Annotated in this window: 14 protein-coding genes; 13 read left to right on the top strand and 1 reads right to left on the bottom strand. The window is 61.5% G+C overall.

Translation table 11 applies throughout. The annotated features are described in order from the left end of the window. The first annotated feature begins 9 nt into the window (after positions 1 to 9). The 11 genes from rseP (at position 10) to LOC54_RS04450 (ending at position 12,905) form a co-directional block, all read left to right on the top strand. Positions 10 to 1,116 (top strand): RIP metalloprotease RseP, encoded by a 1,107-nt coding sequence (gene rseP / locus LOC54_RS04500; protein ID WP_279312639.1) that lies wholly within the window; start codon positions 10 to 12, stop codon positions 1,114 to 1,116. A 265-nt stretch (positions 1,117 to 1,381) separates the two neighbouring features. After that, positions 1,382 to 3,880, top strand: a complete 2,499-nt coding sequence (gene bamA / locus LOC54_RS04495) for an outer membrane protein assembly factor BamA (RefSeq protein WP_408740288.1) — start codon at positions 1,382 to 1,384, stop codon at positions 3,878 to 3,880. A gap of 7 nt (positions 3,881 to 3,887) precedes the next feature. After that, positions 3,888 to 4,787 (top strand): OmpH family outer membrane protein, encoded by a 900-nt coding sequence (locus LOC54_RS04490; RefSeq protein WP_279312653.1) that lies wholly within the window; start codon positions 3,888 to 3,890, stop codon positions 4,785 to 4,787. A 6-nt stretch (positions 4,788 to 4,793) separates the two neighbouring features. Next, positions 4,794 to 5,888: a UDP-3-O-(3-hydroxymyristoyl)glucosamine N-acyltransferase gene (gene lpxD, locus LOC54_RS04485; RefSeq protein WP_279312637.1), complete on the top strand. Its 1,095-nt coding sequence runs from the start codon at positions 4,794 to 4,796 to the stop codon at positions 5,886 to 5,888. Continuing rightward, entirely contained in the window at positions 5,885 to 6,406 is a 522-nt protein-coding gene (gene fabZ, locus LOC54_RS04480; RefSeq protein WP_279312636.1) for a 3-hydroxyacyl-ACP dehydratase FabZ, read from the top strand. Before lpxD ends, fabZ begins: the two co-directional genes overlap by 4 nt. A 167-nt stretch (positions 6,407 to 6,573) precedes the next feature. Continuing rightward, complete coding sequence (gene lpxA / locus LOC54_RS04475) at positions 6,574 to 7,425, top strand: acyl-ACP--UDP-N-acetylglucosamine O-acyltransferase (RefSeq protein ID WP_279312635.1); 852 nt, start codon at positions 6,574 to 6,576, stop codon at positions 7,423 to 7,425. A 9-nt stretch (positions 7,426 to 7,434) separates the two neighbouring features. Then, positions 7,435 to 8,286, top strand: a complete 852-nt coding sequence (locus LOC54_RS04470; protein WP_279312634.1) for an LpxI family protein — start codon at positions 7,435 to 7,437, stop codon at positions 8,284 to 8,286. Positions 8,287 to 8,354: 68 nt separating this feature from the next. Beyond that, entirely contained in the window at positions 8,355 to 8,750 is a 396-nt protein-coding gene (gene gloA, locus LOC54_RS04465) for a lactoylglutathione lyase (RefSeq protein WP_279312633.1), read from the top strand. A gap of 191 nt (positions 8,751 to 8,941) precedes the next feature. After that, the gene (locus LOC54_RS04460; protein WP_279312632.1) at positions 8,942 to 11,476 is read left to right on the top strand and encodes a circularly permuted type 2 ATP-grasp protein; all 2,535 of its coding nucleotides are present in this window, start codon (positions 8,942 to 8,944) and stop codon (positions 11,474 to 11,476) included. Continuing rightward, positions 11,473 to 12,381 (top strand): transglutaminase family protein, encoded by a 909-nt coding sequence (locus tag LOC54_RS04455; protein ID WP_279312631.1) that lies wholly within the window; start codon positions 11,473 to 11,475, stop codon positions 12,379 to 12,381. Before LOC54_RS04460 ends, LOC54_RS04455 begins: the two co-directional genes overlap by 4 nt. Before the next feature lie 59 nt (positions 12,382 to 12,440). Continuing rightward, a complete protein-coding gene (locus LOC54_RS04450; RefSeq protein WP_279312630.1) occupies positions 12,441 to 12,905 on the top strand; it encodes a hypothetical protein in 465 nt (154 codons plus the stop codon). Between the two features lie 11 nt (positions 12,906 to 12,916). Here the strand turns inward: LOC54_RS04450 and LOC54_RS04445 are convergent, their stop codons facing one another. Next, positions 12,917 to 13,336 carry a hypothetical protein gene (locus LOC54_RS04445; protein WP_279312629.1) on the bottom strand — a complete coding sequence of 140 codons (420 nt, stop codon included), beginning with the start codon at positions 13,334 to 13,336 and terminating at the stop codon, positions 12,917 to 12,919. Positions 13,337 to 13,523: 187 nt separating this feature from the next. Here LOC54_RS04445 and LOC54_RS04440 point away from each other — a divergent pair, with 187 nt between their 5' ends. Next, on the top strand, positions 13,524 to 14,159 hold the full coding sequence (locus LOC54_RS04440; protein WP_279312628.1) for a LysE family translocator: 636 nt from the start codon (positions 13,524 to 13,526) through the stop codon (positions 14,157 to 14,159). A 281-nt stretch (positions 14,160 to 14,440) separates the two neighbouring features. Then, on the top strand, positions 14,441 to 14,626 hold a 186-nt coding region (locus LOC54_RS04435; RefSeq protein WP_279312627.1), incomplete at its 3' end, for a hypothetical protein.

Below are 14,626 nucleotides of genomic sequence, written 5' to 3'. Positions count from 1 at the left end.
GGATATCTGATGCCGGAGCTGTTTCACACCGTTCTTGCTTTTGTGGTTGTGCTTGGCATTCTCGTGTTCATTCATGAGCTTGGCCATTATCTTCTGGCCCGCTGGTGCGGGGTTCATGTCGAGAGTTTTTCCATCGGGTTCGGGCCGTCGCTTCTGAAATGGGCGGACGGGAGCGGGACGGAGTGGCGCATCGGCTGTCTGCCTCTGGGCGGGTATGTGAAGCCGCACGGGTTTGAGGGGCCGGATGAGGCGACCGAGGAGCAGAAGGCGGCGTGGCTTCCCGGCCGGACGTTTCATGACAAGTCGGTTTATGCCCGTGCGGCGGTGATTCTGGCCGGTCCGGTTTTCAATTTCATTCTGGCGTTTGTGATTTTCTCGGTTCTGTGCGCGACGGCGGGGCAGGTGAAGGTCAGCAATACGATCCGTCAGGTTCAGGCGGCGAGTGCGGCGGCTGCGGCGGGGGTCAGGAACGGGGATGTGATCCGCAGCATCGGGGATCATACGATCGCGAATGTTTCGGATCTGCAGTTTCTTGTGGGCGACCGTGCGGGGCAGCAGACGACGGTGACGGTTCTGCGTGACGGGCATTCCCTGACGTTTCCCATAACGATCGGCAGTGTTCCGGGGAAGGGCGGGCGTCCGCCGCATGGTCAGATCGGTGTGGAGTTTGCGGTGGAGCGGACGGCGCCTCTGTCTCCGGGGGCTGCGATTGTGGCCGGGGCTGCGGAGACGTGGAATGTGACGGTTCAGACGCTGGGGGGGCTGTGGCAGGTTCTGAGCGGGCAGCATACGGCGCGTGATCTTGGCGGTCCGCTGAAGATCGCGCAGATTTCCGGGCAGGCGGCGCATTACGGGCTGGCGAGCCTGCTGTCTTTCATGGGGCTTCTGTCGGTTAATCTCGGGCTGATCAATCTGTTTCCGATCCCGGTTCTTGATGGCGGGCGTCTGGTTTTCTATGCGCTTGAGGCGATTCGGGGACGTCCGGTCTCCCGGGCGGTTCAGAACGTGTTTTTCCAGGCCGGGTTTGTGCTGATTGCCGGTCTGTTCCTGTTTTCCACGTTCAACGACCTTTCGGGGTTTGGTCTGTTCCGGTGGGTCGCATCTCTCGTCGGGTGATGCTAGAAATGGTAAAAATCTGATGAGTGCTTGCGCGGCAGCCGCTAATTCGGATACGTCGCGTCTGGCACGGCGTGCAGTTCTGCTATGCAGGGGCGTGCGTATCTGCGAAATGTGGTGCGCCCGGCACCGGGAGTGTCCGGGTCTGCGGCATGGTGTCGGCTGAGAGGGGTGGCTGGTCTTGGCAACTGAACACGGGGCTACGAGTAACCGGAGCAGGAAACGCTCGTTTCTGCTCGCTTCCGTCTGTGTCGCGGCTCCGGCCATGTCGGCATCGGAGGCCTGTGCCCAGTTTGCGCCGCAGGCTCATGCGCCCCGCAGCGTGACGCCGCATGAGACGGACCGTCCGCAGCAGCCTGATGCGCCGTCAGAGGCGGCTCCGGATACGGGTGACGTTCCTGAGACCGCGCCTGCGCGTGCGACCCGCCGGGTCCGTACCGCGCCCGGTTCGGTGGCGTCCGGCGGGCGGATCGGGGCGATCAGCGTTTCGGGCAATGACCGTATCGAGACCAGCACGATCCTGTCCTATATGGTGTCGCGTCCGGGGGATTCCTTCAGCCAGGACGAGCTCGACCGTTCGCTGCGTACGCTTTATGCCACCGGTCTTTTCAAGGATGTGACGCTCAGCCGTTCGGGTGACATCCTGCGTGTTCATGTGACGGAAAATCCGGTTGTGAACCGCATTGTGTTCGAGGGGAACCATGCGGCGAAGGACGAGGATCTCCGCAAGGTGATTTCCCTGCGTCCGCGTGCGGTGTTTTCTGCGGAGCAGACGGCGACGGACCGGCAGAAGCTTCTTGAGGTTTATGCCCAGAAGGCGCGGTATGGCGCGACGGTGACGCCTGAGACGGTGAAGCTTGCGCATAACCGTGTTGATGTTGTGTTCCGTATTGTTGAGGGACCGCAGACGCTGATCCGCAAGATTACGTTTGTGGGCAATCAGACCTTCAGCGAGGCGCGTCTGGCGGGTGTCGTGTCGTCCAAGGAGACGGCGTGGTATCGTTTCTTCTCTTCTGCCGACGAGTACAACCCCGAGCGTCTGAGGTATGATTCCGAGCTTCTGCGCCGGTTCTATCTGTCCAACGGGTTTGTTGATTTCCAGATCGTCAACGCGACGGGCGAGCTGTCTCCGGATCGCAAGTCCTTTTATGTAACCTACACCATCAAGGAAGGGCCGCGGTATCGTCTGGGCAAGATCGATATCCGGTCGTCCCTGCGGCATGTTCCGGCTCTGGCGCTGCGTAAGTATATCGAGGTTTATCCGAACCAGTGGTATGATGGCACGGAGATTCAGAAGAACGCGAACCGGATGGAGGAGAACATCCAGGCGGAGGGGACGCCGTTTGCGGTTGTCCGTCCGTCGATCGCGCGTAATCCTGAGAAGCGGGTTGTCAATCTTCTGTTCGATGTGTCCGAGGGGCCGCGTAATTATGCGGAGCGGATTGACATCAACGGCAATACGATCACGCGTGATACGGTGATCCGTCGTCAGCTTCCGATGGCTGAGGGCGACCCGTATCCGATGAGCTACAAGAAATACACCCGTCAGACCCTGCAGGATCTGGGGTATTTCAGTTCGGTTGACGTGACGCAGTCTCAGGGATCTGCGCCGGATCGGAGCAATGTTGCGATCAACGTGGTTGAGAAGCCGACGGGTGAGTTCTCGCTTGGTGGCGGTTACTCCACTGACGTCGGTATTCTTGGAAATGTCGGTCTGAAGCAGCACAACCTTCTGGGCAGCGGTATTGATGCCGGTATTTCCGGAACGGTCGGCTATTATCAGAAGCAGATTGATGCCTCTGTTACGGATCCGTTCTTCCTGAACCGGAACCTCGTTGTCGGTATGGATATTTTCTATATCAACAACAACTACCAGACCTATCAGAACTATTCTGAGGGGCGGTATGGTGCGACGTTCCGTATGGGTTATGCCATTACGGAGCATCTGTCCCAGTCCTGGACCTATTCCGCGATCGGCCGTCATGTCGGCAACACGTGGGATGACGTGTCGATCTATGTGGATCAGCAGAACGGTCATTCGTTCCTGTCCCAGCTCGGCACGACGCTTGTCTATGACACGCGTGACAACCGGCTTTATCCGCACAAGGGTTATGTGATCCGTCTGGGCGGTGATTTTGCTGGGCTTGGCGGGAACGAGAAATATGTCCGTGGCAAGATCGACGCGGCCTATACGGTTCCGCTGGATGATCTGACGGGCAACCATGACTGGACCCTCGATTTCAAGGGTGGTGCCGGTTATATGGCCGACTGGGGCAACGGGCGCCACGATATTATTGATAACTTCTATCTCGGCGGTTCGAACCTGCGCGGCTTCCTTGATGGTGGTGTCGGTCCCCGCAGTGTGGCGCAGAGTCTTTATGCGCCTGACGGCGGGTATTCGCCCGGGTATAACAGGCGGAACCAGGAGGATCTTCTGGGTGGCCGGTTTATCTATACCGCGTCCATGACGCTGAATTTCCCGATGCCGTTTGCGGCTGACATGGGTATTCGCGGGCGTTACTTCGTTGATGCCGGTTCCCTGTCCAGTCTGCGTGTCAGGAACCGTTATACGAATGCGGCGACGGCCGGGGATTACTACACTCGTGTTTCCGGCAACACGGCTACGCCGCGTGTCAGTACGGGTGTCGGCTTTTCCTGGAAGAGTCCGTTCGGTCTGCTGAACATTGATCTGGGTGTTCCGCTCCACAAGTCGCATAACGACCGCACGCAGCTTCTGCGCTTCGGCTTTGGCCAGCAATTCTGAGGTTATGATGATCCGCTTCTCCGGTGTGACGTGTGCCTTCGCGTCCGCTCTTCTTGCCTGCTGTTCCCTTCCGGTCGTGTCTTTCGCGGCTGATGCGCCTGCTGCGGGGCAGGGGGGCGGCTGGTTTGTGCCCAGGGCGGCCCATCCGGTTGCGCCGCCTCCTGCGCATGTGTCCCGTCCGGCCGTGAGGACTGCGGCGCCTGATCCGTCCGAGGGGGATCAGCCTGAGGAGGAGGATACGTCCCGTGCGCCGCCGGTTCTGCCGCTGCCGCCGATTCCGACGGCGCCTGAGCTTGCCAAGGGTGCGCCTCCGCCGACGGCTGTTGTCGGGATCATCAGTGTTCAGGACGTGATGCGGCAGTCTCTGGCCGGTCAGCAGGTCGAGCAGGAGCTTGGCGGGCGTCGTGATGCTCTGGCGCGGGATGCGCAGCGTGAGCAGGCGGGCTGGCGGAGTGAGCAGCAGAAGCTGCAGGCTGCGGCGAAGAACATGACGTCCGAGCAGATTCAGTCCCGCGAGCATGCGCTGCAGTCCCGTGTGATGAAGGCGCAGCGGGATTTCCGCGAGCGGAACCGGATCATTCAGGAGGCGGCTCAGGTTGCTCTGGGTCAGATCGAGCGTGAGCTGGTTCAGGTTGTTCAGCGTGTTGCCGGGTCTCACGGGATGAATCTCGTGCTGCATTCCGAGCAGATTGCGCTGCATGTGGATGGTCAGGACATTACGGCTGAAGTTGCCGGTCAGCTGAACAAGGTTCTTCCCAGGGTGTTCATTCCGGCGGCGAATGAGGATCCGGAGGTTATGGCGAAGTCCGGGAAGTTCCCGACCACGGCATCTGCCGAGCAGGCACAGCAGGGGGCGGCTGCGGGGCAGGCTCCGGCCTCCGTGGTCCGTGTGAACAACGGTCACTGATCTCCGATGTCTGATCCGAACGGGTCCGCGGGGGCTGCCGATCCGCGTTTCTTTGCCCGTCCGTCTCCGCAGACGGCGGAGGCTCTGGCGGCTGCGGCGGGTGCCGAGCTGATTCTGCCGCGTTGCGGGTCTGTTCCCGAGGGCGGGTTTACCGGGATCGGTCCGCTGCAGAGTGCGGGTCCGTCTGATGTCAGTTTTCTGGATAACCGGCGGTATGCGCCGCTTCTGGAGCAGACGCGGGCGGGTCTTGTGATTGTGGCGAAGGCGTTTGCCGCCCGTGTTCCTGACGGGTGTGCGGTTCTGGTTGCGCCTGTTCCTTATCTTGCTTGGTCGCGGGTTGCGCGTCTGTTCTATCCGCGTCCGGCGGCGGTTCCGGGGCGGCATCCTTCGGCGTGTATTGCGGCGGATGCCGTTGTGGACGAGACGTCTGAGATCGGTCCTTTTGCGGTGATCGGCGCGCGGGCTGAGATCGGTCCGGGGACGGTGGTATCGTCTCATGCGGTGATCGGCGATGCGGTCGTGATCGGCCGGGACTGCCGGATCGGGTCTCATGTCAGTGTGTCCCATGCGCTGATCGGGGATCGTGTGACGTTGTTTCCGGGGGCGCGGATCGGTCAGGACGGATTTGGTTTTGCGGTCGGGCCGGAGGGGTTCGAGACGGTTCCGCAGCTTGGCCGTGTGATTCTGGGTGATGATGTTGAGATCGGGGCGAATGCGACGATTGACCGCGGTTCGGTTCAGGACACGGTGATCGGCCGGGGGTCGCGACTCGATAATCTTGTTCAGATCGGTCACAACACGAAGCTCGGACAGAATTGTATCATTGTGTCTCAGGCGGGGGTTTCCGGGTCCACTGAGCTTGGTGATCGCGTGACCGTCGCGGCGCAGGCGGGGCTGATCGGTCATATCCGCATTGGCACGGGTGCTCGGATCGGGGCTCAGTGCGGTGTCATGTCCGACGTTGAGGCCGGTGCGGATGTGATCGGCAGCCCTGCGATGCCGTTCAGAGAATTTTTTCGAAATGTGGCTACACTGCGCCGTCTCTCCCGTCGTCCGGCCGGAAACGGTCAGGATGCGGGCGGGGACAGTGACATAACATGACCGGACAGAAGAAGATGGAAGCAGGACAGGCGGGTGTACAGGCGGCGGAGCCTGCGCAGGATGGTGAGGCGCCGGTGCGTCTGGACAGGATTGAGATTCTGGAGATCATGGAGGCGATTCCCCATCGCTATCCGTTCCTGCTGATCGACCGGATGGAGGATGTCGTTCTTGGCGAGTCTGCCGTCGGCATCAAGAATGTCACGATGAACGAGCCGTTTTTTCAGGGGCATTTCCCGTCCCGTCCGGTCATGCCGGGCGTGCTGCAGATCGAGGCGATGGCGCAGACTGCGGCGGTTCTCGTTGTCCGGACGCTGGGTAAGGATTTCGAGGGTAAGCTCGTTTATTTCATGACGATCGAGAATGCGAAGTTCCGCCGTCCCGTGGGTCCGGGGGATCAGCTGCGGATTATTGTAACGAAAGAACGCCGGCGGGCGAATGTGTGGAAATTCCATGGTGTTGCCCAGGTTGACGGCGTGTCGGTTGCCGAAGCATCCTTCAGTGCCATGATCATGGCCTGAGACAGGTCTCTTAATTGAGAGGGGCTTGCCGGGCGTTCCGGTCAGGCCCGCGATGGCGGCCCCGGCGTGACCGGCTGCTGCCCTGCCGGTGCCATAATGACGGCGCATCGGGGCATGCAGATGACGTTGAGGAGGCGGTTCTGGCTCACGCAGCGGAAGTTCGACAGATGAACGTAACACAGTCCCGGCCCGGCAGTGCCATTCATCCGACTGCGATCATCGCGCCTGGTGCGGTGATCGGTGAGGGTGTCCGGATCGGGCCGTGGTGTACGGTCGGGGCTGATGTCGTGATCGGTGACGGGGCCGAGCTGATTTCCCATGTCGTTGCTGACGGGCACACGGTGATCGGTGCCGGTGTGCGGCTTTTTCCGTTTGTGTCCGTGGGTCTTGAACCGCAGGATCTGAAATACGGGGGCGAGCCGACGCGGTGTGAGATCGGGCCGCGGACGGTTGTGCGCGAGCATGTGACCATTCATCGCGGGACGGCGTCCGGGTCTGGTCTGACGCGGGTCGGGGCGGATTGTCTGATCATGGCGAATGCACATATCGCGCATGACTGTGAGCTTGGTGATCGTGTGATCATCGTGAACAACGTCGTCATGGGCGGTCATGTGCATATTGCGGATGATGCGCGTGTGATGGGGTCTGCGGCGATTCATCAGTTTGTCCGCATCGGGCGTGCGGCCATGGTGGGCGGTGTGACCGGTGTTGAGGCGGATGTCATTCCCTATGGCAGCGTGATGGGCAACCGTGCGCGTCTGGTGGGTCTGCACTGGATCTGGCTGCGCCGGAACGGGGTTTCGTCTGCGGAGATGCATGTCATGCGCAGGGCCTGGCGGATGCTGTATCCGGCGGAGGAGGCTGAGCCTTTTGCGGTGCGTCTGGTGCGTGTGCGTGAGGAATTCGGCGGGCATCCGCGTGTTGCGGAGATTCTGGCGTTTATTGAGGTTCCGGGGCATCGCGGGCTGGTCAGGCCTGCGGCGCGCAGTGCGCTTTTGCGTGATGAGCAGGCGGACTGATCTGCGCTGATGACGGGGTCTGATCCGGCTCTGGGCATTCTTGCGGGCGGTGGTCCGCTTCCGGGGCAGGTTGCCGCGGCGGCTGCGGCGCAGGGGCGTCGGGTTTTCATTCTTGGTTTTCAGGATTTTGCGGAGCCCGGGGTGATCGGGGGCTGGCCGCATGCCTATGTGCGTCTGGCGGCGGCCGGGCAGATTCTGGCGACGCTGCGGGCGCAGGAGTGCCGGGATCTGGTTCTGATCGGGCCGGTGCGTCGTCCGTCTTTCAGGGATCTGCGTCCGGATGCGGAAGGGGCGCGGATTCTTGCGCGTCTGGGGCGGGCTGTTTTTTCCGGGGATGATGGTCTTCTGGGGGCTCTGGTCCGGATTCTGGGCGAGGAGGGGTTTCGTGTCCGCGGGGCGCATGAGTTTCTGGGCTCTGCTCTGGGTCCGGCCGGGGTGTGCGGGCGCATTGCGCCGGATGCGCGGATGATGGCGGATATCCGGCGTGGTGCGGAGGTTGTGCGGGCTCTGGGGCGTCTGGATATCGGGCAGGGCTGTGTGGTTCAGAACGGTGTGGTCCTGGCGGTTGAGGCGATGGAGGGGACGGACCGGATGCTGGAGCGTGCGGGTCTGTGCCGTCAGCCGGGGGAGGGCGGGACGCTTGTCAAGCTTCTCAAGCCTGGTCAGGAGGATCGTGCCGACATGCCGGTGATTGGTCCTGTGACGATCGGCGGTGCACATAAAGCCGGTCTGTCAGGGATCGCTTACGGGGCTGGCGGCGTTCTGTTTACGGATCTGCCGGGCTGCATCCGCGCGGCGGACGAGGCGGGACTGTTTCTGTACGGGGTGCTGCCGGATGAGGCGGGCCCGGGAGCGGTCTGAATGGTCCGGGCGGCCGGGGTTATGGCGGCTGTCTGATAAATGAAGAAAGAAGAACGGAGAAAACGGCAATGGCGACTTATCTGCACACGATGGTCCGGGTGAAGAATCTGGTGAATTCGCTTGCGTTCTATAAGCTTCTCGGGATGCACGAGCTGCGGCGCCGTGAGGTTCCGGAGGGGAAATATACGCTGGTTTACATTGGTTATGCGGACAATGCGGCGGGGCAGGCCGAGATTGAGCTGACCTATAACTGGGGCAAGGATGACGGGTATGAGATCGGCGACGGATTCGGTCATTTTGCCGTCGGTGTCCCGGATATTTATGCGGCGGTTGAGAAGATCCGTGCCGGGGGTGGCAAGGTGACGCGTGAGCCTGGTCCGCTGAAGTTCGGGACGTCCGTGATTGCCTTTGTCGAGGACCCGGATGGTTATAAGATCGAGCTGATCGAGGGCCGGGGCGTCTGACGACCGGCCGGGGCCGGTTCGGCTCTTAGGCTCCTGCTCTTCCGGGGCTGCGGCTCCGGGAGAGTTTTTCCGGTGTTTGCGGGAAACCGGGGAAAATCTGAGGTTTTTCCGCAACTTCCCTGAATTAAAAACATAATATTGCGGATGACAGGGTTGTCATCTTCCTGGTATGCCACCTAGAGATGGCGGCTATGACTCATTCGACGCCCCTTGATGAGATGGTGGACGGGCAGGGTGGTGTCCGTCCCCGCTGGCGGCGGCTTCTCAGCACCATTTCGGAGCTGGGGGCTCAGGAGCTGGCGGAGCGGGGCGGGCAGATCTCTGTGGCCCTGCGGGATCAGATGAGCCAGCGTCCCGAGGCCGGGACGATGGTTGCCCCCGGCTGTGATCCGGTTCCGCTGATCCTTGATGCGGCGGAGTTTGCTGATCTTGAGGCGGGGATCATTCAGCGGGCGCGGCTTCTGGAGGCTCTGCTTCAGGATGCCTATGGCGAGCGGCGTATTCTGTCTTCGGGGGTTCTGCCGCCGTCTCTGCTGTGGTCGAGCCGGACCTGGCTGAGCGTTCCGCAGACGGATGGCTGTCCGCCGACGGACCGGTTTTTCTCCTTTTTCGCGGTTGATCTCGTTCGTGAGAATGACGGGCGCTGGAGTGTTCTGGGGGATCGTCTGTCCCGGGCCAACGGTGCGGGGCGTGCTCTGGAGAACCGGCGGCAGATGGTGCGTGTGCTGCCGGAGCTGTTTTCCGGTTATGACCTGCGGCACATCTCTCCGTTTATGGATCTGTGGCAGGAGGCTCTTCTGGGGGCGGCGACGCGGACGGACCCGGAGACGAACAGTCCGGCTCTGGCGCTTCTGACGCCGGGGCCTCAGGATCCGCACTGGCCCGAGCATGTTCTTCTGGCGCGTGAGCTGGGCTGTACTCTGGCTGAGGGCGGGGATCTGAGTGCGCGGCAGGGTGAGCTGTGGCTCAAGACCGTGCGGGGTCTGCGTCCTGTGGATGTTCTGCTGATTCGGCAGGATGCGGCGACGCTTGATCCTCTGGAGCTGGACGGGACGGGGGCCTGGGGGATTACGGGTCTTCTGGATGTTGCGCGCGGGGGTGCGGTGCGTCTGATGAATGATCCGCGTGCGGGTTATGCCGAGACGCCGGGTCTTCTGCCGTTTTTTCCGGAGCTTTCGCGGTTTCTGCTCGGGGAGGATCTGCTGCTCCGGACGGTTCGTGCGTTCTGGCCGGGTGATGTGTCCTGTCCTGTTCCGCAGGACGGGTGGCATGTCATGTCCGCAACAGACGGGGACAGTACGGTGCGCCGCTACGGGGAGATCCCTGCGGAGGAGTGTGCGGCATTTTCGGAGCGGCGCTGGGAGCATATGGCTCTGGAGATTGACGGTCCGTCCGTGACGCCGGCTCTGGCGGGGGAGTGTATTGAGCCGCATCCGGTTGTTCTGCGGATGTTTGCGGCTTTTGACGGTGAGCAGTGGAATGTTCTTCCCGGCGGTCTGGCGCGGATCAGCCGGACGGCTCAGGATCTTCTGGCTCCGGGGCGCATCCGTTCGGGGATGGTGAGCAAGGACGTGTGGGTTCTGGCGGGGAATCATGAGGAGCGCCGGGGCATGGCATTCATTCCTTCCCGGCGTCTGCCGATCCGTCGTGCGCACGGGGATCTTCCCAGCCGTGCGGCGGAGGATTTTTTCTGGCTCGGGCGGTATCTGGAGCGGGTTGAGGGTGCGGCGCGGATGATGCGCGTGATTCTGTCGCATCTGTCCGTGACGGATCTGTCCCCGCGTGAGCGTGCGGATATTGACGGTCTGGTCCGGCTTTTGCGTGCGGCGAAGGTGATCGAGGATGTTCCGGTTTCCGGTTACAGTCTGGTTGCGCTGACGCGTGAGCTGCTGACGGCGACGGCTCAGGAGGGGCTGTTCATGCGGTCTTTCCGCAGCATTGACAGTCTGGCTCCGGAGCTTTCGGATCGTCTGACGCGGGAGATGCGGCATTTTATTGTGTATGGTGCGGAGGATCTGATGTCTGCGATTCCGGGCTGCCGGGCGCGGGGGGATGATCCGGCGCGCAGTCTGGAGCGTCTGTCGCGCGTGATGGAGCGTGTGGTCGGGTACAGCGCGACGATTTCGGGATTTTCCGCGGAGAACATGCTGCGTTCGGGCGGGCGTCTGTTTCTGGACATGGGCCGGCGGTTTGAGCGTACGGGCACGGTTCTTCTGACCTGTTCGACGCTTCTGGATCAGCCGGGTCTGCGGCAGCGCGGGCGGATGGAGAGTGCGCTGCGTCTGATGCTGGAGCTGTGTGACAGTTCCATCACCTATCGGTCCCGGTATTTCGGTGTGATGCAGCCTGCTCCGGTTCTCGATCTTCTGCTGCTTGACGAGGACAATCCCAGGGGGGCCGGATATCAGCTTGCGACGCTGCGGCAGGCGATGGCGTCCGTGGCCGAGGGCGGCGATGGTGTGCGTGATGATCTTCCGCGCGGGGCGCAGGAGATTCTCGACGGACTTCGGGGTCTGGCGCAGTCTGTTTTCGATGCGGCGGATCAGGATGTGGCGGCGGCGGATCTGCCTGCGGGTCTGCGGGCTGTGACGGAGGATCTGGAGCTGCTGTCCGATCGTCTGACGCGGGCGTGTTTTACGGTTCTGGTTGCGCCGCGCCGGGTTGATTCGTCTGATCCTTCTCCCGGCGGGGAGGGGCTTCCGGCTGAGGACGGGTTTTTCGCGTGATTTACCGGGTTCGTCATATCACGACCTATGCCTATGGCCGTCCTGTGGATCTTGCGGCGCATATTCTGCATGTCACGCCGCGTGATCTGCCGGGGCAGCGTGTTCTTCGCACGCATCTGTCCTGTGAGCCTGATCCGGTGCGGCGGACGAGCGGGCGGGATTCGTTTGGCAATCATGTGTCGTGGCTGTTTCATGAGGTTCCGCACGATCTGTTCCGTGTGATTGCGGACTCTGAGGTTGACGTGAGTTTTCCGCCTCTTCCCGAGATGTCTGCCACACTGTCCTGGGAACAGGTTGCGCGGATGGCGGCGTCTGATGGTGAGGTTGCGCGGTTTCTGTTTGCCGGGGCGATGTGTCCGACTTCTGTTGCGGCCGGGGCCTGGGCGGCGGAGTCCTTTGCGCCGGGGCGTCCGGTTCTGGAGGCGGTGTCTGAGCTGAACACCCGGATCTATACAGATTTCCGGTTCTGTTCGGGGGTGACGAATCTGCGGACCACTGTTGAGGAGGTTCTGGAGATGCGTCAGGGTGTGTGTCAGGATTTCACGCATCTGATGGTGAGCGGGCTTCGGGCTCTGGGGCTTCCTGCGCGGTATATGTCGGGCTATATCCGCACGCGTCCGCCGCCGGGGCAGAAGCGGCGTCTGGGTGCGGATGTGTCTCATGCCTGGGCGGGTGTATGGCTGGGTCCGGAGATCGGCTGGGCGGGGTTTGATCCGACGAACGGCATTGTCACGACCGAGGAGCATGTGGTTCTGGGCTGGGGTCTGGACTATGCGGATATCAGTCCGGTTCGTGGTCTGATCCTGGGTGGCGGCGGGGATACGCTGCGTGTCGGTGTTGATCTTGTTCCTGCGGATGAGTGGGAGGGGGAGCTTTTTCCGGAACAGGTTGTGCCTGTGGTCTGACTCCCGGGCTGTTTTTCCTTTCTGTCCGGGTGCAGGCCGGGTGAAGGAGCGTGTCTGTTATGTCGCGATCGTCATCAGACAACCGGTTTCGTGCCGGGGGGACGGACTGGGCCCGGTACTGGGTCGGGAAGGATGTGCGGCATCTGGCTCAGGCTTATGGCGAGCTGCATCAGGAGATGGAGAGCTGGCGTTCCGAGGCTCTGTTCCTGCGCGGCGAGCGGTTCCGGGACGGGAGGTCTCAGGCGGAGCTTGCGGGTCTGATCGGGACGCTGCAGGCGCGGATCGAGGCGATGGAGAGCCAGATTGCGAACATGCTGTCTCTGGAGCAGTGGCAGCGGGAGCAGATCGTGTCTTTGTCTCTGGAGAACCACGCTCTTACGAACCGGATTGCGGAGATGCGGAGCTGGCCGGAGGGGCCTGTGTCTGAGGGCTCTGCGTCTGAGGAGGCTGTTTCCGGGGGGAGTGCCTTTGGGGAGGTTTCTCCGGAGGAGCCGTCATCCGGTCTGGCGGATGACGGGGTCTGAGGGGTGTGTGATCAGCGCGGGGTGACCCATCCGTTGCCTGTGGAATCGCCGAGTTTGCCCTGCATGGGGCCGGATTCCTGGTAGGCTGATCCGAATTTCGAGAGATCGGTTCCGGTGACGGCGTCTCTGTGTGAGGCGATGTCGTGATCCGGGTCCGGGCCGTGGTTGATGTCGACGGACGGGGCTTCCTGGTATCCCGGGGGCAGGGAGCGGTGGCCGTGGACGGTCATTTTCTCGTGGCGTTTCGGTGAGGCGTCCGATGTGCCTGTATCCGGTCCGAAATTCGTGTCCGTTGTTGCGGTGCCGAAGCCGGAATTGCCGACCTGGGCGGCCAGTGCCGCGGTTGAGACGGCCGGGGATGCGGCCATCAGGGCGAGGGCTGCGAGCCCTGCTGCCGGGCGCGGCATGAGGCGGAGGGTGAAAGAAAGCATCAGACTGAGATCTCCTGCGCTGCTCTGTCCCTTGTGTTGCGGACGTGCAGCCTGCGGGGAAGGTTTAGCCCGATCTGTCCGCATGGACAAAGAGCGGGGCCGTTCGTCCCGTGTATATCACGGATGCGTCAGGATGTGTGCTCACGAAGGCTTGCGGAATATTCCGGGGCGGGCGAGATGTGGTTTCATGCATGATATCCTGATTTCCCTGAGTGCTTTTATCGTGACCACGGCGCTGTTTACCATGACGCCGGGTCTGGACACGGCGACGGTTCTGCGGGCGTCCGCGACGTCCGGCACGCGGTGTGGCGGTGCGGCGGCTGTGGGCATCACGGCGGGTCTTTTTGTCTGGGGGGTGTGTGCGGCGTTCGGGCTGACGGCTTTGCTGGCTGCGTCTTCCGTGGCGTTTGGCGTGGTGAAGTGGGCAGGGGCGCTTTATCTGTTTCAGGCGGGGCTGCGGATGGTTCTGCGTCCGCGCAGTGGTCTTGCCGACGGGGCGGGGGGTGTTCCGGTCCGTCTGACGCCGCGCGGGGCGTTCCGGCAGGGGTTTGTGAGCAATGTGCTCAATCCGAAGGTGGGGATTTTCTACATCACCTTTCTTCCGCAGTTTATTCCGCATGGTGTGAATGTTGCGGCGTATTCCCTGTTTCTGGCGTGTTTTCATGTGGTGATGGGGCTGATCTGGTTCTCTCTTCTTGTTGTGATGACGATCCCGCTCGGACGGTTTCTGTCGCGGCTCGAGGTGGTGCGGCGGATGGACCGGGTGACGGGGTGCATCTTTATGGGATTCGGGCTGCGGCTGGCTTTTGAGCGGCGGGTTTAGGGTGTGGTGTGTATTTGTCCTATTTCCTGCCGTTGTCGACGTAACATTGGGCTTTCAGGAGAGATGGTGAGCACCTGATAAGCCGGGCTGCTTATACCGGAACGCATTGTTTTTCTGTGTGAGGGTCGATAGCGTACAGTAAATATACGATCATCAGATCTGATTCTGATCAGAGGAAAGAGGCAGCGTGTCAGGTTTTGAATCGCCAAAAGAATTTTATTTCACCATTCCGGTAAATTTATATCGTGGGGGGGGATGCAACCGGTCCGAGACTGACACACGTGAGAACTGATGAGGACAGGCCGGATAATCCTGATATAAACATTATTTACAGAAATGGTTTTCCTTATGTTTTATCTAATAATAAAGGTATTTCCTTAAACTCAAGTCCTAGAGAGTGTTATGTACTTTCGTGCGTGAGTGTTTCAGAACGGATGGATGAATACTGCACGCAAACCGTATCCGTC

The organism is Acetobacter sp. AN02 (assembly GCF_029759835.1).
In the GTDB taxonomy this organism is placed as follows: Bacteria; Pseudomonadota; Alphaproteobacteria; order Acetobacterales; family Acetobacteraceae; genus Acetobacter.
This window is presented reverse-complemented; position numbering and strand designations above follow the sequence as displayed.